The sequence below is a fragment of the Paenibacillus xylanilyticus genome (assembly GCF_047246825.1).
In the GTDB taxonomy this organism is placed as follows: Bacteria; Bacillota; Bacilli; order Paenibacillales; family Paenibacillaceae; genus Paenibacillus; species Paenibacillus xylanilyticus_B.
In genome coordinates this window covers 131,521-149,922 of the sequence record NZ_JBFOLB010000002.1, presented here as the reverse complement: position 1 = coordinate 149,922, position 18,402 = coordinate 131,521, and the positions used below count along the sequence as shown (strand labels likewise).

20 protein-coding genes are annotated in these 18,402 nt (G+C 47.5%); 19 read left to right on the top strand and 1 reads right to left on the bottom strand.

The genetic code is table 11. The annotated features are described in order from the left end of the window. Nucleotides 1–195 precede the first annotated feature (195 nt). The 5 genes from spoIVA (at nt 196) to AB3N00_RS15360 (ending at nt 6,095) form a co-directional block, all read left to right on the top strand. Complete coding sequence (gene spoIVA / locus AB3N00_RS15380) at nt 196–1,674, top strand: stage IV sporulation protein A (protein WP_413035403.1); 1,479 nt, start codon at nt 196–198, stop codon at nt 1,672–1,674. Nucleotides 1,675–1,894: 220 nt separating this feature from the next. Further along, nucleotides 1,895–2,992 (top strand): sugar ABC transporter substrate-binding protein, encoded by a 1,098-nt coding sequence (locus AB3N00_RS15375; RefSeq protein WP_413035402.1) that lies wholly within the window; start codon nt 1,895–1,897, stop codon nt 2,990–2,992. A gap of 111 nt (nt 2,993–3,103) precedes the next feature. Then, nucleotides 3,104–4,621, top strand: a complete 1,518-nt coding sequence (locus AB3N00_RS15370; protein WP_413035401.1) for a sugar ABC transporter ATP-binding protein — start codon at nt 3,104–3,106, stop codon at nt 4,619–4,621. Further along, complete coding sequence (locus AB3N00_RS15365; RefSeq protein WP_154895605.1) at nt 4,618–5,604, top strand: ABC transporter permease; 987 nt, start codon at nt 4,618–4,620, stop codon at nt 5,602–5,604. Before AB3N00_RS15370 ends, AB3N00_RS15365 begins: the two co-directional genes overlap by 4 nt. 218 nt (nt 5,605–5,822) lie before the next feature. After that, nucleotides 5,823–6,095: an HU family DNA-binding protein gene (locus tag AB3N00_RS15360; RefSeq protein ID WP_024630670.1), complete on the top strand. Its 273-nt coding sequence runs from the start codon at nt 5,823–5,825 to the stop codon at nt 6,093–6,095. 66 nt (nt 6,096–6,161) lie between these two features. On the opposite strand, the gene AB3N00_RS15355 is transcribed toward AB3N00_RS15360, so the two are convergent. After that, nucleotides 6,162–6,323, bottom strand: coding sequence for a hypothetical protein (locus AB3N00_RS15355; protein WP_413035400.1), 162 nt, complete (start codon nt 6,321–6,323; stop codon nt 6,162–6,164). Between the two features lie 149 nt (nt 6,324–6,472). Here AB3N00_RS15355 and mtrB point away from each other — a divergent pair, with 149 nt between their 5' ends. The 14 genes from mtrB (at nt 6,473) to trpE (ending at nt 18,336) form a co-directional block, all read left to right on the top strand. Further along, nucleotides 6,473–6,694 (top strand): trp RNA-binding attenuation protein MtrB, encoded by a 222-nt coding sequence (gene mtrB / locus AB3N00_RS15350; RefSeq protein ID WP_095292880.1) that lies wholly within the window; start codon nt 6,473–6,475, stop codon nt 6,692–6,694. Nucleotides 6,695–6,901: 207 nt separating this feature from the next. After that, nucleotides 6,902–7,453 carry a hypothetical protein gene (locus AB3N00_RS15345; RefSeq protein ID WP_413035399.1) on the top strand — a complete coding sequence of 184 codons (552 nt, stop codon included), beginning with the start codon at nt 6,902–6,904 and terminating at the stop codon, nt 7,451–7,453. 101 nt (nt 7,454–7,554) lie between these two features. Then, nucleotides 7,555–8,418 (top strand): heptaprenyl diphosphate synthase component 1, encoded by an 864-nt coding sequence (locus tag AB3N00_RS15340; protein ID WP_413035398.1) that lies wholly within the window; start codon nt 7,555–7,557, stop codon nt 8,416–8,418. 11 nt (nt 8,419–8,429) lie between these two features. Beyond that, nucleotides 8,430–9,158, top strand: a complete 729-nt coding sequence (locus tag AB3N00_RS15335; protein ID WP_175397846.1) for a demethylmenaquinone methyltransferase — start codon at nt 8,430–8,432, stop codon at nt 9,156–9,158. Beyond that, entirely contained in the window at nt 9,151–10,017 is an 867-nt protein-coding gene (locus AB3N00_RS15330; RefSeq protein WP_413035397.1) for a UbiA-like polyprenyltransferase, read from the top strand. Before AB3N00_RS15335 ends, AB3N00_RS15330 begins: the two co-directional genes overlap by 8 nt. Nucleotides 10,018–10,019: 2 nt before the next feature. After that, nucleotides 10,020–10,637 carry a UbiX family flavin prenyltransferase gene (locus AB3N00_RS15325; protein ID WP_413035396.1) on the top strand — a complete coding sequence of 206 codons (618 nt, stop codon included), beginning with the start codon at nt 10,020–10,022 and terminating at the stop codon, nt 10,635–10,637. 187 nt (nt 10,638–10,824) lie between these two features. Beyond that, nucleotides 10,825–10,977 carry a hypothetical protein gene (locus AB3N00_RS15320; protein ID WP_413035395.1) on the top strand — a complete coding sequence of 51 codons (153 nt, stop codon included), beginning with the start codon at nt 10,825–10,827 and terminating at the stop codon, nt 10,975–10,977. Continuing rightward, complete coding sequence (locus AB3N00_RS15315; protein ID WP_413035394.1) at nt 10,974–11,948, top strand: polyprenyl synthetase family protein; 975 nt, start codon at nt 10,974–10,976, stop codon at nt 11,946–11,948. The genes AB3N00_RS15320 and AB3N00_RS15315 overlap by 4 nt, the downstream gene beginning before the upstream one ends. A gap of 154 nt (nt 11,949–12,102) precedes the next feature. Continuing rightward, nucleotides 12,103–12,546 carry a nucleoside-diphosphate kinase gene (gene ndk / locus AB3N00_RS15310; protein WP_175397850.1) on the top strand — a complete coding sequence of 148 codons (444 nt, stop codon included), beginning with the start codon at nt 12,103–12,105 and terminating at the stop codon, nt 12,544–12,546. Between the two features lie 24 nt (nt 12,547–12,570). Next, complete coding sequence (locus AB3N00_RS15305; protein ID WP_413035393.1) at nt 12,571–13,362, top strand: CheR family methyltransferase; 792 nt, start codon at nt 12,571–12,573, stop codon at nt 13,360–13,362. A gap of 243 nt (nt 13,363–13,605) precedes the next feature. Then, the gene (aroC, locus tag AB3N00_RS15300; RefSeq protein ID WP_413035392.1) at nt 13,606–14,775 is read left to right on the top strand and encodes a chorismate synthase; all 1,170 of its coding nucleotides are present in this window, start codon (nt 13,606–13,608) and stop codon (nt 14,773–14,775) included. 1 nt (nt 14,776) lies between these two features. Next, complete coding sequence (gene aroB, locus AB3N00_RS15295; RefSeq protein ID WP_413035391.1) at nt 14,777–15,874, top strand: 3-dehydroquinate synthase; 1,098 nt, start codon at nt 14,777–14,779, stop codon at nt 15,872–15,874. 2 nt (nt 15,875–15,876) lie between these two features. Then, nucleotides 15,877–16,254: a chorismate mutase gene (gene aroH / locus AB3N00_RS15290; RefSeq protein WP_413035390.1), complete on the top strand. Its 378-nt coding sequence runs from the start codon at nt 15,877–15,879 to the stop codon at nt 16,252–16,254. 510 nt (nt 16,255–16,764) lie between these two features. Beyond that, nucleotides 16,765–18,336 carry an anthranilate synthase component I gene (trpE, locus tag AB3N00_RS15285; RefSeq protein ID WP_413035389.1) on the top strand — a complete coding sequence of 524 codons (1,572 nt, stop codon included), beginning with the start codon at nt 16,765–16,767 and terminating at the stop codon, nt 18,334–18,336. The last annotated feature ends 66 nt before the right edge of the window (nt 18,337–18,402 follow it).

Below are 18,402 nucleotides of genomic sequence, written 5' to 3'. Positions count from 1 at the left end.
TACTAGTCCAATTGCATGTACGAGTTAACGCCGCTTTCGCCGGTTTCATCAGAATGCAACGTTCGGCGGCGGACGACTTCCGGGCACTCACAAAGGCGGCTCTACCGTTGCAGGGATTTCAGTCTTCTGATTGAAAAAACGAAGCGGATGCTCTTTAGCATTTTTCCTTCGGAGTAATTTAGGGAGGGGATTTCATTGGAGAAAGTGGACATTTTTAAGGACATTGCCGAGCGGACCGGAGGGGATATTTATCTCGGGGTTGTCGGCGCAGTCCGGACGGGGAAATCAACATTTATTAAACGTTTCATGGAAACGATCGTTCTGCCGAACATCACAAACGAGGCTGACCGCGGGCGGGCAGTAGACGAACTGCCACAAAGTGCGGCAGGTAAGACAATCATGACGACGGAACCGAAATTCGTACCGAATAACGCGGTTCAGATCAAGGTTGCAGAGGGACTGGATGTCAACGTCCGCCTTGTGGATTGTGTAGGCTATGCCGTTGAAGGTGCCAAGGGTTACGAGGATGAGAATGGACCACGCATGATCTCTACACCTTGGTTTGAAGAGCCGATCCCATTCCAGGAAGCAGCCGAAATTGGCACACGCAAAGTCATCCAGGAGCATTCCACACTGGGAGTTGTGGTGACCACAGATGGTACTATCGCTGAAATTGCCCGCAGTTCCTATGTGGAATCTGAAGAACGGGTTATTGCCGAGCTGAAAGAAGTGGGCAAACCGTTCGTACTGATCATCAACTCTACCCGTCCTCGCAGTGAAGAAGCTCTTCAATTGCGCAGTGAACTGGCAGCTAAATATGATATCCCGGTCATGACATTAAGCGCAGCTACGATGACGGAAGATGATGTGACTGGCGTGCTTCGTGAAGTGCTGTATGAGTTCCCTGTACATGAAGTGAATGTGAATCTGCCGAGCTGGGTCATGGTACTGAATGAAAACCACTGGCTCCGTAGCAACTACGAAAATTCCGTGCGCGACACGGTGAAGGACATTCGAAGACTGCGTGACGTGGACCGGGTCGTTTCCCAGTTCATGGAGTATGAGTTCATCGACCGCGCAGGTCTCAGTGGCATGAATATGGGTCAAGGTGTGGCAGAAATTGACCTGTATGCTCCTGACGAATTATACGATCAGATCCTAGTGGAAGTGGTCGGTATTGAAATCAGAGGCAAGGATCATCTGCTGCAGCTGATGCAGGAATTCTCCCATGCCAAGCGGGAATACGATCGCTTCGCTGAGGCCCTGGAGATGGTCAAAACGACCGGTTACGGCATAGCAGCTCCGTCTCTTGCCGAAATGGCACTGGATGAACCGGAGCTCATTCGCCAGGGTACCAAATTCGGCGTACGCCTGAAAGCAACGGCACCTTCCATTCATATGATCCGCGTCGATGTCGAGTCCGAGTTCGCACCGATTATCGGAACGGAGAAGCAGAGTGAGGAACTGGTGAGGTACCTGATGCAGGACTTCGAGAACGATCCGATCAAGGTATGGGATTCAGATATGTTTGGTCGTTCACTGCATTCCATCGTGCGGGAAGGCATTCAGGGGAAAATTGCCATGATGCCGGATAATGCACGTTACAAATTGCAGGAGACGCTGGGACGAATCATTAATGAAGGCTCAGGCGGCTTGATTGCCATCATCTTGTAAGTCAAAAGACCACAGGGAGTATTCCTTGTGGTCTTTTTTTGTTCTTTTATTTACTTTATTAGGTGCAATTTGGATATAAAATCATTACCTTCAAAAAAACTTAGCGAGTTTTAGCTTTAAATTGTTAAAACCCATTTACATACTAGGAATTAGCCGTTATATTAATATTCAACTATTGTGATCGAGGTCACAGAGAGAGTGCGATTAGGGGGAGACAGAGATGAAGAAGAATGATACGAAATGGGTTTGGTTAAGTGTTCTGCTTGTATTTACATTGGCACTGTCCGCTTGCGGGATCAAAAAAGAACCGGCGGCAACTCCAGCTTCGGGAGCATCAGAGGACAAGCCCAAGACAGAGGCGGTAACGGGTCCTCTGAGCGGCAAGCGAATTGCACTGATTATGGAATTTAACACAGGCACGTTCTCACAACAATATGTGCAAGGTGTCAAAGAGGAAATTGAAAAGTTCGGTGGTGAGCTGACTACGTTTGTTGCCGATAATGATAAAGCCAAGATGGTTTCACTGCTGGACAGCGCGATCAACCAGAAGTTTGATGCAATCTTGACGGATCACGGGGATTCGCTCCTGGAACCGGGTGTGAAAAAAGCGGTTGAGCAAAAGATTCCGGTAGTTGTGTTTGATGCTGATATTCAAGTGCCTGGAGCAACCGTGTTGTCTCAGGACGACCAGAAGATGGCTGAGCTTACGCTGGAGCAAATGAAAAAGGATATTAATGGACAAGGCAACATTGTCAAAGTATGGGTTGCTGGATTTGCACCTATGGAGCGTCGTCAGATTGCTTACGGTGAATTTATGAAAGAAAATACCGACATCAAGGAAATTGCCACATTTGGCTCGGCACAAAACCCGGCGCTGGATACGCAAGCCAAAATGGAAGCGATTTTGAAGCAGTATCCAAAAGGAGAAATCACGGCCGTGTGGGCTGCGTGGGATGAGTTTGCCAAAGGCGCTGCACGTGCGATTCAGCAAGCAGGTCGTGACGAAATCAAAGTATACGGTATCGATATGAGTGACGAGGATTTGCAAATGATACAGGATCCCCAAAATCCTTGGATTGCTTCCGCTGCGGTAGATCCAACAGACATTGGCCGAGTTCAGGTTCGTTATGCTTATCAAAAACTGAACGGGGATGAGACCGAAGATCAGGTGGTCCTCAATCCGGTCTATGTTCAGCGTGAAGCGCTGCCAGAAACACAAATTTCTACGTCTGAATTATCCCAGTACGTTGAAGGTTGGGGAGGAAGCACGCAAGGTATCAAGGATTGGATGAAGGAATACGGCATTACTGCTAAATAAAGCAGCGTAAGAGAGGCGCGCCGCAAGGTGTGCTTTTTTAAAATCAATTTGAAGCCTTAGGTTTATTTGGATAGCATGACCCCCTTAGGGGAGGGATTGGAGGTCGACATCATGACAACTGCACCGATATTGCTTCAAATGGAACATATCCATAAGCAGTTTGCGGGCATTCCTGCACTTAAAGACGTTGATTTCACTGTAAAAGGTGGAGAGATTCATGCACTGCTTGGCGCTAACGGAGCAGGGAAAAGTACCTTGATGAAAATTCTCTCGGGTGCCTATCAGCTGGATCAGGGCTCGATTCGTTTAAACGGAGAGCATCTACGTCTCCATTCTCCTGGGGATGCCAAGGCAAACGGCATTCATTGTGTCTATCAGGAGGTGGATGCTGCACTGGTTCCCCAACTGACGGCTGCGGAGAACATTATGCTGGATCAATTGGCATCACCTGTTGGTGGATGGTGGAAAAGCCCGCGTAAGCTCCAGCAGCGCGCGCAAGAAGCGCTAAATGAACTGGGGGCAAATATATCCGTTCAGAAAAAGGTAGCCGATCTGACACTTGCAGAAAAACAGATGATTTTGCTGGCGCGAATTCTGATCCAGGAGGCAAAGGTGATCATATTTGATGAGCCGACTGCTCCGCTGAGTCAGGAAGAGACCGATGCCTTTTTCCGGATTGTTCACTTGTTGAAGGAGCGGGGAGTGGCTTGCATTTTTATTACCCACCGCCTTGCCGAAGTGACTGGGCATTGTGACCAAGTGACTGTCATGAGAGACGGGCAGCACGTATTTACGGGTGAGGCACGGGGCCTGACCGTGAGCGATCTGGTCACACAAATGCTGGGCAAACCATTCGAAGAGGAATTTCCAAAGACAGAAGCACCTATTGGTGAGGTGTTGCTTGAAGCTCGTGGGCTTCGCCGAGGGTTCAAAGTCAAAGGAGTGGACTTGTCTGTACGCCGCGGCGAGGTTTTGGCTGTTGTGGGTCTGGTCGGTGCTGGTAAAACGGAATGCTCCCGCCTTCTGATTGGAGCTGACCGGTTGGAGGAAGGGGAAATCCGGCTACATGATCGTCAGCTGCGTATTTCCCAGCCTGCGGATGCTGCAGCATTAGGCATCGTTTCCGTTCCCGAAGAACGCCGCAAACAGGGGATTCTCATTCAGGAAAATGTGGAACGAAATCTAAGTCTACCCTTGCTTGGACGTCTTAGCACGTTCGGATTCGTCAGTCGGAAACAGGAGCGGGAAAATGCGGAAACGCTGGTCAAACAGCTTGGGATCAAGACGGCTTCGGTACGTCAGGAAGTGAAATATTTGAGCGGAGGGAATCAGCAGAAAGTGGCTATCGGCAAATGGCTGAATGCGGATGCGGATGTTTTTATATTTGACGAACCAACCAAAGGTGTCGATATTGGTGCCAAAAGTGACATTTTCCGTATTATTAATGAGCTCGCTCTGGCAGGAAAGGCTATCATCTATTTTACATGTGAACTGGACGAGGGACTCGGCATTGGGGACCGAATTGCAGTGATGTGCGAAGGGAAAATCGTAAAAGAATATAAACGGGGCGAAACCAACCAAGAACAGCTGCTATACTACGCAAGCGGTGGACAAGAGGTGCAGATATGAAGGACAAATCAATGGATTTTGCGTTCCGTTACGGAGCAATTATCGTTATTATCGGAGTTATTGCTTTTTTTGGCATCAAATTGCCTTACTTTTTTACGTACAGTAACTTGACTGACATCTTGGGATCGATCTCGATCGTGACGTTTGTAGCGATTGGTGTGACATTATCTCTCATTGTGGACGGATTTGATCTCTCGGTAGGCGCAACCGTCTCATTGACAACAGTCGTAACAGCTTCGTTAATGATCTGGTACCAGCAGCCTCTGGCCGTTGTCATTATCGTCCCTCTGGTGATCGGCGCAGTGATTGGTCTGCTGAATGCCTTATTGATCGTAAAATTGCGCATTCCTGATCTGCTGGCAACACTGGCGACCATGTATATTATCGGCGGTATCCACAAAACGTACGCACAAGGTTATACCATTTATAATCACATGCAATTTCCTGATGGCAGTAAGGCTGCCGGAGAGATGGACCCTACCTTTCTTCTGATTGGTCAGGGCAAATGGCTTGGAATGCCCATTTCGGTCATTCTACTGCTTATTGCAGTGATTGGTGTTCATATCTTTTTGACCTACACGAAATATGGGCGTCAAATGTACGTTACAGGCGGCAATGAAGAGGCTGCGCGTCTATCTGGAATCAAGGTGAAAAAAGTGCGGACGCTTGCTTATGTGGCAGCTGGCGTGTTTGCTGCGATTGGGGGAATCATCTATGCCTCCAAAGTGGGATCGGGACAAATCGATGCTGGATCTCCGTTGTTAATGGAATCGGTAGCCGCTGTGTTTGTAGGGTTCTCTGTCTTTGGTGCGGGTAAACCTAATGTTATCGGAACCTTCATAGGTTCGGTCCTGATTGGTGTACTGGTGAATGGTTTGACGATGATGAATGTGCAGTATTTTACGCATGATATTGTAAAAGGTGGCGTCCTCGTTCTTGCCCTCGCAGTGACATTTTACGTGCTAAACCGCAACCGCACTTGAAATTGTGTGCTGTCTGTATTAGTATAAAATTTGTTCCGCGTCTGGAACGCGCTTGGTTTCAGGCGACATTCTGCCGGAAATGACTGTTGACCGCAGGCGGAGATTTGTGTTCATCACGCTCAAGATGTACGTAGATTTTTTGCGTATGAACGTATATTTCGCTATAAAACGGAAACACAGTATAACATTCAGGACATTGATTCAGGAGGTGAAAACAAATGAACAAATCAGACTTGATTACACACGTGTCTGAAGCGACTGAGTTGTCCAAAAAGGATGTAACGAAAGCGGTTGATGCCGTATTCGAAGCAATCTCTGAGGCTCTTCAAAGCGGAGACAAAGTACAATTGGTTGGTTTTGGGAACTTCGAAGTTCGCGAGCGTTCTGCACGTAAAGGACGTAACCCGCAAACAGGTGAAGAAATCGAAATTCCTGCGAGCAAAATTCCTGCATTCAAACCAGGTAAAGCGCTCAAAGACGGAATTAAATAAGATTTCTACATATTCCATATGTCAAAGAAGAGACCGTGACTTGTTCACGGCCTTTTCTTTTGTCTTCTAACGATGTGCTCCACTGTTTTTTGTATCCTCAGGGTCGTCCGGATGCTGAGCATAAGCGATCAAAATCAGGTCTTCTCCTGCTGCGTCCGAAAGGTGCTGTTCGATTTCTTTTAATTGATGAATGTGCTCGTCTGTCAATGCTGCAGGGGTGTACTTCATGCTGAGGCTCCTTTCTGTGCTCTGATTATGTAGTATGACCCGGTTCACATAGATTATTGCAGCTTTTCCAAGCGACACTCAGTTGACAAATGAATCAATCTTAATCATCATTAACGCTATTGAAGAACTAGGAGAGGGGACGTTACGTAATGGACCATCCAACTGGCAGTGATTACATTGTCATTAAGGCAGAGGAGAACGGAGTTCAGGTTATCGGTTTGACTCGAGGTCAGGATACGCGTTTTCATCATACCGAGAAGCTGGACAAGGGAGAAGTCATGATTGCCCAATTTACCAATCATACTTCAGCGATCAAAATCCGGGGCAAGGCCACGATGATCACGAAGCATGGCCAAATTGAATCAGAATAAAAACAAAAACGTCACTTGAGGTTCATTTCAAAGAGTCAGAACACGTTTAACTAAAGTCTTTCTTGCTATATCAGGGAGTGGAGACGTTGAAGCATATACTTCTGATATTTATGGAAATTGCAGGCATAGCCTGCTTTTTTTCATTGTACAATGAGGTATGAGCCTTTACCGGACAGACTACACTAAGGTATGGGCAGGGAGGCATTTATGAAACCGCGGATGATCGTGACAGCTTCGCTGCTGGCAACGGTTGCGGCAGTATTTCTGCTAGTTGCCGTGCAAACCTTACATATGCGAACACTGGGTGGAGAGCGGGCTCAGCCCGTTACTGCCGCTGAGCAAAAGCAGGAGTTGTCAGACGAGAATCTGGTAGATGTCCTGAGCTCCATGCATTTAACCACACCGATTGCAAAAGTGGAGTGGAAGCAGTCTATTCTGAAACTCGATTTGAAAGTGACCGGGACCGAAACGAGCTATACCGAGATTTACGCCAACATGGCGGCAGTAGCCGAGCTTGGATTTCACAGTCTTGATAACGTGGAGCAGGTATTGCTGCGTGTAATGGCAGAGGATGAATGGCTGCACAAAAGACATCTGCTGCTGGCTGCTGATATTCGGAGAAATGAATGGCCAATGGATGCCATTGATGCGCTGCGAAGCTGGAAAAGCCCTGTCATATCTGGTGAATTAAAAGAATGGTTTCATATTATGGAGACCGACCTGTGGAAGAAGCAATTCGAAATGTTGAACGAAGGTTAATAGAATAGCAGGATTCAGTGCGTGGCCGATCAACATATGCTATAATATATAAGATTGTAGTGCAGAAATGGTTTAACAATGCAAAGGCTCGGAGGCTGAGAATGAACTCATATCGCGTACCCCAACTAGCAAAAAAATATACGGATTACGACATGATTCGACAACATACGGAAATACCACCGTTTCCGGATAGCCGGGCTCGTCTGCTGCAGGTATTTGTGGGCCGCACAGATGAAAAGGGGCATGATGAGCTGTATGCTCTTGCAACCTCGCTCGTCCAGCTGGCGATGGATACGCATGATCGAATCGATACGATCTCCGGGGATCGGAAAGAGCAGGAGATGCGCTCACGTCAGTTGAATGTGCTTGCTGGTGATTACTTGAGCAGTCGATTTTATCAGCTTCTTGCTCATGCCGGTCGTATTGAAATGATCGGCAAGCTCAGCGGTGCAGTATCTGAAGTCAACGTGCGCAAAATGACTCTGTATGATCGAATGAAAAAGCTTCTCGTTTCGGCTGAAGAATACTTGCGTGAAACGGTACAGCTGAAGATGCAGCTGTTTCTTTCTTTTGCGGACATGATTGGAGAAAAGGAACAAAAGCTGTGGGAAAGTCTTCTTACTGAATTCAGCTTGTGTGAAACCGTTGTGGAAGAACTGCAGCGAATCAATGACGAGAAGAACTTTAATCATAGTTATGCCTTCTGGTATATATACGAGCAGGGGAATGAAGACGAGCGAAACATCCTTCGCCAGTCAGAGCCGGATGCGCGGGCATATGGCGGTATGGTGCTCAAGTATCGAATGGATAAGATTTTGCTGGACAAGCTTCGTGAGAGTACGCACCGCATACAGCTGTTACTGCAAGAAGAGAATGATCAGCGGGGGCTACATGATGTGCAAGCCATCCTGGAAACCTATTTGGGTTATCTAGAGCCTTCACATGCAGCAGTAAGGGAAGATTGAGGGGGAGACAAATGGGGAGCGCAGAGACGAAACCGAAAGAAGAGTTTGTCCATTCGGTTTTTCAAAGTATAGCCGGAAAATATGATGTTATGAATGACATCCTGAGTTTCCGCAGGCATAAGGCATGGCGCAAATTCACGATGAAAAAAATGAACATGTCCAAAGGGGATACAGGGCTTGATCTGTGCTGTGGTACCTGTGACTGGACCCTCGCCATGGCTGAGGCAAGTGAAACGGGTCACATGCATGGGCTGGACTTCAGCAGCAATATGCTGGAAGTCGGACAGACCAAGGTGACTGCAGCAAACCGCCAGAAACAGATTACTCTTGTTCAGGGGAATGCAATGTCACTTCCTTTTGAAGACAATTCATTCGATTATGTAACCATTGGGTTTGGTCTTCGTAACGTGCCTGATCTGAGACAGGTATTGTCCGAGATGAAACGCGTAGTAAAACCGGGCGGCATGGTGGTGTGTCTGGAATTGTCCAAGCCAACCTGGCAACCGTTCAAAGGCATTTATTATTTTTATTTTGAACAAGTATTGCCGAATCTTGCCAAATTGTTTGCCAAACGTTATGAGCAGTACAAGTGGCTGCCGGATTCATTGGCATTATTTCCGGGAAGGAAGGAACTGGCCCACATTTTTGAAGAAACCGGATTGCAGCAAGTGCAGGCCTATCCTCTAACCGGAGGCATCGCGGCACTGCATATTGGAACCAAGGAGAATCAGCATGTTTAGGAAAATTCGCATCTTTTTAGAAATGATCAAGATTGAACATACGCTTTTTGCTTTACCTTTTGCATTTATGGGTGCAATTCTTGGCTCTATGGTCGTGAATGATACGTTCCCAACCTGGATGCAGATTATGTGGGTGTTGCTGGCCATGGTTGGTGCACGCAGTGCGGCATTTGGACTCAATCGCATGATTGACCAAGCGATCGATGGCAAAAATCCGCGGACAGCAATGCGGGCCATCCCTGCTGGCCTGTTGAAGAATGGCGAGGTTGTCATCTTTATTATTGTCTCATTTGTATTATTGTTTTGGGCTTCATCCAATCTTAATGTGTTATCAATGCAGCTGCTGCCAATCGCAGTATTTATGCTGGTATTGTATTCGTACACCAAACGATTCACATGGCTCTGCCACGTTGTTCTCGGGATGACCATTGGTCTTGCGCCGCTTGGGGGCTGGGTTGCTGTTACCGGTACAATGGATTGGACAGCGATTGTGCTGTACGTTACGATAGTGTTCTGGACCGCAGGGTTTGATATTATTTATGCTTGTCAGGATTTGGAGTTTGACCAGGAAGAGGGGCTTCATTCGATTCCTTCCCGATTCGGTCTCATCAAGTCATTGAACATTGCCAAGTTCTTTCATGTGATTACAGCCATCGGCTTTTTGGCCCTTCTATTGATGACAGATCTGAGCTGGTGGTATGGTGCAGGCATGCTGATCACATATGGTATTCTTTTCTATGAGCACTATATTGTATCGCCTAATGACATGAGTCGTGTACAGACGGCTTTCTTTACCATGAATAGTGTACTGAGTCTGGTCGTATTTACGTTTACCTTGATTGATCTGGCGGTGAAATAGACATGCAACAGCTGGACAATAAACGACTTGTTGTCGGAATTACCGGAGCCAGCGGAAGTATTTATGGCATAAGACTGATTGAAACGCTGCTGAGCCTCGATTACACTGTTCATCTGGTGATATCTAATGCGGGCTGGCGGGTACTAAAAGAAGAAATGGATTGGGATGTCACGAATCGTGAAGGCGTGCTGGAAGACAAATTTGGCGGCCTTGGCGGCTCGTGGATCTATCATCCTGTTAGTGATATAGGCGCTTCGATTGCAAGTGGATCTTTCCTGGCTGATGGCATGATTATCATGCCGTGCTCCATGGGAACGCTATCCTCCATTGCACAGGGGTCGTCAGATAATCTGATGTCCCGCGCTGCGGATGTCATGATAAAGGAGGCAAGGCCGCTGATTTTGGTACCACGGGAGACACCTCTGCATGCGATCCATCTGGAGAATATGCTGAAGCTCTCTCGCCTTGGTGTTCGAATGATTCCGGCCATGCCGGCTTTTTATCACAAACCTCAGACGATGGAAGAGTTGATTATGTTTCTGGTAGGTAAGGTATTGGACAGCCTGCGCATTCAACATCAGCTGTTTGCAAGATGGGGAGAACCGGATAAACGGGGCTAGCAGAGGTGTTTCCTACAACGGATACTTATCCATGTGGGGGTAACACTCAGGTTGCCCCGGAATCCCGGGGTATTGGTGAGCGCTGATGGTAGAGTCTCGGCGAAACCACAGCCTTGACCCATGCTCCGGCAACTTCTGTACTTTTGTTTCAGAACAAGTCGCAGAGTTTAATTCCCGGGTGTCAGCCATGACATTCGAAGAAATGTGGTACGACATAGAAGAAAACAAGCAGGAACGGCAAGCCCTGGTTTTTCGTTATGCCTGCAGGCCCGACTTGCTGGAGGGGAAGGTAAGCATGGATTTATGGACTGATAATACGCTGACACGGGTGAACGAATGAAACTATTGGATATTTTCGGATTACTAAAAAAAGACATGGATTACATTGAAAAAGAGTTGTATCGCAGCGTTCAGGGAGATCAAAAGCTGCTTAGTGAAACTTCACTTCACTTGCTCAAGGCAGGTGGGAAACGTTTACGTCCGGTATTTGTGCTGCTCGGCGGGAAATATGGTACATACGACATTGAACGCCTGAAGCTAATTGCGGTACCACTGGAATTGATCCATTCAGCTTCCCTGGTACATGATGATGTCATCGACAATGCGGAAACGCGGAGAGGCAAACCAACGGTCAAGTCCAAATGGGACAATCGGATTGCCATGTACACTGGTGATTATATCTATGGAAAAGCACTTCAGTTGACAGCTGGTCTGTCCGAACCAGCCATTCATCGCATTCTCGCCAAGGCAATGGTGCAGATGTCCATTGGTGAGATGGAACAGATTCGCGACTTTTTCAACACAGGGCAAAGTGTTCGTAACTACTTGCTGCGGATTCGCCGCAAAACAGCGCTTCTGATCGCAGTCAGCTGCCAGCTTGGGGCTTTAGCCACACGTGCACCGAAACATGTGTCCTCACTGCTCTACACTTACGGATATAATGTCGGCATGGCTTTCCAAATCCAGGACGATGTACTTGATCTGGTGGGTACGGAGAAACAATTGGGCAAACCTCCAGGCAGTGACATGAAGCAGGGAAATATTACGCTGCCAGTGCTTTACGCTCTTCAGGAACCGGATCTTCGTGAGCAGCTGCTTAACGAGATTTCACGTGTTCAGCGTGAGGAGGGACGGGCAAGTGCTTCGGATGCAATTGGAATGATTCGCCAAAGTCAAGGAATCGCTAAAGCAGAAGCACTGGCTGACCGATATATGAAGAAAGCGCTCGATGCTCTGGATCAGCTGCCTAATATCAAGACCAACAAAAATTTGCGTGACATTGCACATTTTGTAGTCAAGCGTACTCATTAAAAAGCTGAACGAATCATGTTGTTGCTGCTCGGGTTTACTCCAAAGACATAGATGTGAGATTCCTCATTGGGAGGAAATGGACATGTATGTTACAATCAAAGTGATTGCGTCTACATAATGAACTAACTTTGAACCGTGAGTGAGGAGTGAGCGTATGGATCGTACATTTTTGATGGTGAAGCCGGATGGTGTGCAGCGTGGTTTGATAGGGCGTATCATTAGCCGTCTGGAAGACAAAGGGTTTAAAATGGTGGCAGGGAAACTGGTCCAAATGACTGAGGATCAAGCCAAACGCCATTATGCGGAACACGAAGGAAAACCGTTTTTCGATGATCTGGTGCAATTTATCACATCTGGACCTGTATTCGCCATGGTCTGGGAAGGTGACGACATTGTAGCACTTGCGCGCATCGTAATCGGCAAAACCAATGTGAAGGAAGCTGCTCCCGGTACAATCCGCGGAGACTTTGCGAGCCATACACCGCATAACCTGATTCACGGAGCTGATTCCCCGGAAAGTGCCTCTCGTGAAGCAGCAAACTTCTTTACTTCAGATGAATTGGTGACGTACGACAAGAGCATCGCAGCCTGGTTGTAATTTATTAGCCAGAAGGGTGATACGATGCTGGAGCAGGAACAACTAGACCCGGATTATGCCGGTTTTATTCGGAAAATCAAAGAGAGCACAGGCATTGATCTTGCTCAATACAAGGAAGGCCAAATGAAGAGACGGCTGACCACACTTCGCAACAAAAACGGGTTTCATACATTTTCTATTTTTTTTGATGCCATGCAAAAGGATAAATCTCTGTTTTACGAGTTTCTTGATCGGATGACGATTAACGTTTCGGAATTTTGGCGCAACCCCAACCGTTGGGAAGTGCTTCGTGACGAGATTTTACCTGATTTGATTGGTCCAAAGCGCCGAGTGAAGGTATGGAGTGCAGCCTGTTCAACAGGCGAAGAGCCATATACACTGGCGATGATCCTCGATACGATGGGAATCCTGAAGGACAGCTCCATTACGGCAAGTGACCTGGATGAAGGTGCGCTGGCCAAAGCCAAGGAAGGGCGTTATATGGAGCGCTCGCTCAAGGATGTTCCGAAAGAGACAGCCAGTCGCTATTTCAAACAGGATGGCCTGGTATATCGAATCGATGAGAAACTTAAAAGCTCAATCAAGTTCATGAAGCAAAATCTGCTGCTGGATCCATTTGACGATGGATATGATCTGATTGTGTGCCGGAATGTCATGATCTATTTTACCGAGGAAGCCAAAAACCTGTTGTATCATAAATTTGCAGCAAGTTTGCGTCCAGGGGGCATTTTATTTGTAGGCAGCACAGAACAGATCTTCTCACCCGGACAATACGGTCTGGAGACAGCGGAGACTTTCTTCTATCGCAAAAAATAATTCAAATGATTTTGATGACCGTCTGGATTGCACGAACAGGTGCCCAGACGGTTATTTACATTTATGGGTTAAGGAGTGAGCACCAGCAACCTCCAACCCGGGCAGCACAACCTGACTGAAATTCATTTTTGGACAGGAAACGACCGGCTTTCTTGTCAAAGCGGGTCAGCTATACTATAATGAGCAAAGAAATTATGGGATTTTAGCAATGTGCAGTTTAACAGTTTAAAGGGGGAACGTATTATGAGTTTACGTTATTTAACCGCAGGGGAAACGCACGGACCCCAATTGACCGCAATTATTGAAGGATTGCCAAGCAATCTGAATATTGATTTTGAAGAGCTGAATTTCCAGCTCCACCGCAGACAAAAAGGATATGGCCGTGGACGCCGGATGCAGATTGAGAAAGATCAGGCTAATTTTGTGGGCGGCATTCGTCATGGATATACAACTGGAGCTCCGGTAGCTCTGGTCGTTCAAAATAATGACTGGAAACACTGGCAGAACATTATGAACATTGAGCCAATTGAAGGCAGTGATGAAGAAAAACGCCGCGTTCATCGTCCTCGTCCTGGACATGCCGATCTGAACGGCGGACTGAAATATAATTTGAAAGATCTGCGCAATGTTCTGGAGCGCTCCAGTGCACGTGAAACGACGGTACGTGTAGCTTGTGGGGCGATCGCCCGTCAATTCCTCGCCGAGTTTGGAATTAAGGTGGCAGGGCGCGTATTACGTATCGGTGAGATCGAGGCACCATATCAAGACCTGCCGATTGATGAACTGATTGAAGTAACCGAAGCTTCCTCGGTTCGCGTGACCGATGCAGAGACGGAGAAAAAGATGGAAGCCTACATCGACCAGATCAAGCAGGAAGGCGACTCCATCGGGGGAATCGTAGAATGTATTGTTGAAGGTGTGCCTATCGGTCTCGGAAGCCACGTACAGTATGATCGCAAACTGGATGCACGGATTGCTCAAGGTGTCATGTCCATTAATGCATTCAAAGGCGTGGAAATCGGTATTGGATTCGAAGCAGGAACGATTCGCGGTTCCCAGGTGCATGATGAGATTATCCACACCGAGGAACGTGGTTACCATCGGGCAACCAATCGTTTGGGCGGATTTGAGGGTGGTATGACCAATGGAATGCCGGTTGTGGTTCGTGGGGTAATGAAACCTATTCCGACACTTTACAAGCCGCTTCAAAGTGTAGATATTGATACCAAAGAAGCTTTCACAGCTCAGGTAGAACGTTCTGACGCATGTGCTGTCCCAGCAGCGAGTGTAGTAATGGAACATGTAGTCGCATGGGAGATTGCCAAGGCATTCCTTGAGAAGTTCGGTGGGGATTCCATGGAGGAAATTCGCGCGAACTATAACAACTACAACGCTCAATTGGAGAACTACTAATATGCGTCAGCTGACAGTTCAGTTGGAGGAACGCTCGTATCCCATTCTGATTGGCAGTGGTCTGCTGGCGGAGGCGCCGCAATTCTTTGAACAATACGGATTGACGAAAAAAAGTCCGCTGCTCATTATTACGGATGAGAATGTGGCTCCCAAGTATTTGACTGGTCTGGAACAAACGCTGCGAGCGGCTGACTATACAGTTGTCTCGGCAGTAGTTCCTTCCGGGGAAACATCAAAATCCCTTTCAGTGTATCAGGACATGATGACGGTCGCCATAGAAGGCAAGCTGGACCGGAGTTCGGCCATTGTTGCATTAGGCGGAGGCGTTGTGGGAGATCTTGCTGGATTCGTGGCTGCTACATATATGCGTGGAATCAAATTTGTTCAAGTACCTACAACGATTCTTGCGCACGACAGCAGTGTTGGTGGCAAAGTTGCTGTTAACCATCCATTGGCCAAAAATATGATCGGTGCATTCCATCAGCCCGAGCTTGTGCTCTATGATGTGGATACACTTCAATCCTTGCCGCCGCGCGATGTTTCAGCCGGATTGTCGGAAATGCTGAAGCACGGGCTGATTCGGGACGAAGCTTTTGCACATTGGTGTGAAAAGCACGCTGAGGAGTTGCTGGCACTTGATCCGGAAGCACTTGGGTACGGACTCGAACGCGGATGTGGCATCAAGGCGGAAATTGTGTCTCGGGATGAACGCGAAAACGGACAGCGTGCACTGTTGAATTTGGGTCACACCATTGGTCATGCCATTGAGGCGATTGCTGGATACGGTGAATTTTTGCACGGTGAAGCCATTTCGATCGGGATGGCCGGATCGGCTTTGTTAGGCGAGAAGCTTGGTGCACCCGCGGGGCTCTATGACGATACGGTGCGCATGCTTCGTTCACTGCGATTACCGGTGACCATGCCGAAACATCTGGATACGGATGCGTTGATGGATGCCATGATGCATGACAAGAAATTCCGTGAAGGACATATGGTCTTCATTATCCCGGATCGGATCGGTGCAGCGAGAATTGTGAAAGACGTGCCCGTATCGGCAGTTCGGGATGTCATTGAATTGCTTAAAGAGGGAGCTGAATAGCGATGGTAACACGGGGAATTCGCGGAGCAACAACAGTCACGCAAAATAATGAAGAACAGATTTTGAAGGAAACGGCTGTATTGCTGCAGGAGATTGTAGACCGCAACGACATCCAACCGGAAGATATTTGCAGTGTCTGGATTACGATGACTGGTGATTTGGATGCAGCCTTTCCAGCGAAGGCGATTCGTCAACTGGATGGTTGGGAACTGGTGCCTTTGATGTGTGCACTGGAAGTACCTGTTAAAGGTGCTTTACCGCAATGTATTCGTTTCATGGTGCATGTCAACACGGCCAAAGACCAGCATGAAATGAATCATGTATACCTGAATGGTGCGCAGTCATTGCGTCCTGATTTGGCTGCACCTTCAAATTCATAAACATGGAGTGGTTGTCAAACCGTTCTGAATGATGTATAGTGAGAACCAGTTGAGTAGAGTATGAGTTGAGCTGAGAGCAGCTGAGATAGTGGAGTATATAGCAGAGTCCAGCGGGTGGTAGCCGAGTAACAATGTCGGCCAACTGATTCGCGGTACGTCGTGCTACAGGATTAGAAGAAACAGGAACCACATATGAAACGTGTCCAGAGACACCGTTTGTTTTGGTATAAACTTGTTATGGACATCTTTTCCATTTCACATTTGTAATGGAGATCGTGACGCATGAGAGTTTGTGATACCATATTCAAGACGTGCTGGTTGATGGATGATTACGTTTATGTGTGAGACTGATCTGAATAATCCGGCGTGGATGTATAGGGACTTGTTATTTATGAAGCACGAACCTGTTGAAAACAGCTTATAAACCAGAACCTCTACCTGATGGTAGAGGTTTTTTTGTTGTATATAACCCATTACTTCCTTCTACCTAATCTGAAAGGACGTGATCTAATGATAACGCCAAACGTTAATCAAGTACTGAAAATGTCGAATGAATATAATCTGATTCCGGTAGTCAAACGGATATTGGCTGACATGGAGACCCCCATCCGAATTTTCCGCCGTTATGCTGACAACGATCGGGCATTTCTGCTGGAAAGTGTGGAGGGTGGCATTCAATGGGCGAGATATTCCTTCATTGGTACCGATCCGTTCCTGATGATTTCGGCCAAAAAGGGCCGGATTGTAGTGGAAGAAGCAGGCCAGAAGCGTGAACTGCCAGGCAAACCGATTGAAGAACTAAAAGCGCTGCTGCGCAAGTATCGTAGTCCCAAAGATGATGAACTGCCGCCATTTACAGGCGGGGCCATTGGTTTTTTTGGATATGATCTGCTGCAATATTATGAGAAGCTTCCAGCTCATGCCCTGGATGATCTGAATATGGATGATATTCGTTTCATGTTTTGTGACCAGATTATCGTGTTTGACCATGTGAAACAGCAAATGCTGCTTGTCGGAAATGTGCACGTACAAGATGGAGCAACGGATGAGGATATCAGGCAAGCTTACGCAGTGACTTCAGAGAAGCTCGAACAGGCCGCAGAGCGTTTGCAACAGCAAGGACCAGGGGAAAACCTGAATCCGCGATCCATTCCCGGAGACGTTGATCTGGGGGATATTCGTTCGAACCTCACGAAGGAACAGTTTATCGGCAATGTTGACCAAGCCAAGGAATACATTCGTGCTGGTGATATCTTTCAAGTCGTATTGTCCCAGCGCTTCCATATCGATACCGAAGTTTCTCCGCTTCATGTGTATCGTGTTCTTCGGACATTGAATCCATCTCCTTATATGTATTATCTGAAAATGGATGACGAAATTATCGTTGGAACCTCACCAGAGGCACTGGTTAAGGTGGACGGGAATCGTGTGGAGACACGACCGATTGCAGGTACACGTCCAAGAGGAGCGACCGAAACGGAAGATCGCGCACTTGCAACCGATTTGCTGCAGGATGAGAAGGAACGAGCGGAACATCTCATGCTGGTTGATCTGGGGCGCAACGATCTGGGCCGGGTATCCAAGTTTGGCAGTGTGAAGTGTGACATGTTCATGGAAATTGAGCGTTACTCCCACGTTATGCACATGGTCTCAAATGTTACGGGTGAGCTCAGGGAAGACAAGGATTTCTTCGATGCATTTCTCTCCTGCCTTCCTGCAGGAACGGTATCCGGCGCACCGAAGCTGCGTGCGATGGAAATTATTGCAGAGCTGGAAAAAGAAGCACGCGGTGCTTATGCAGGCGCCATCGGATATCTTGGTTTCTCGGGAAACATGGATTCGTGTATAACGATCCGGACCATCATTTTCAAAAAAGGAAAAGCATATGTGCAGGCCGGAGCAGGAATCGTTTGGGATTCGGTGCCTGAGAATGAATATGAAGAAACCGTCAATAAGGCGAAAGCATTACTTAAGGCCATTCGTACAGCGGAAGCGATGTTTCCGCCTAAAGAGAAGGATAGCACCCTGACACTTGCCAACGCAGACTACTTTGTAACTTCAGCCACCGCTGCACAGAACTGAGAGAGGAGAGACCGGATATGAATATGAACCCAGTGATAAATGAAGAATCCAAGCGATCTGCATCCG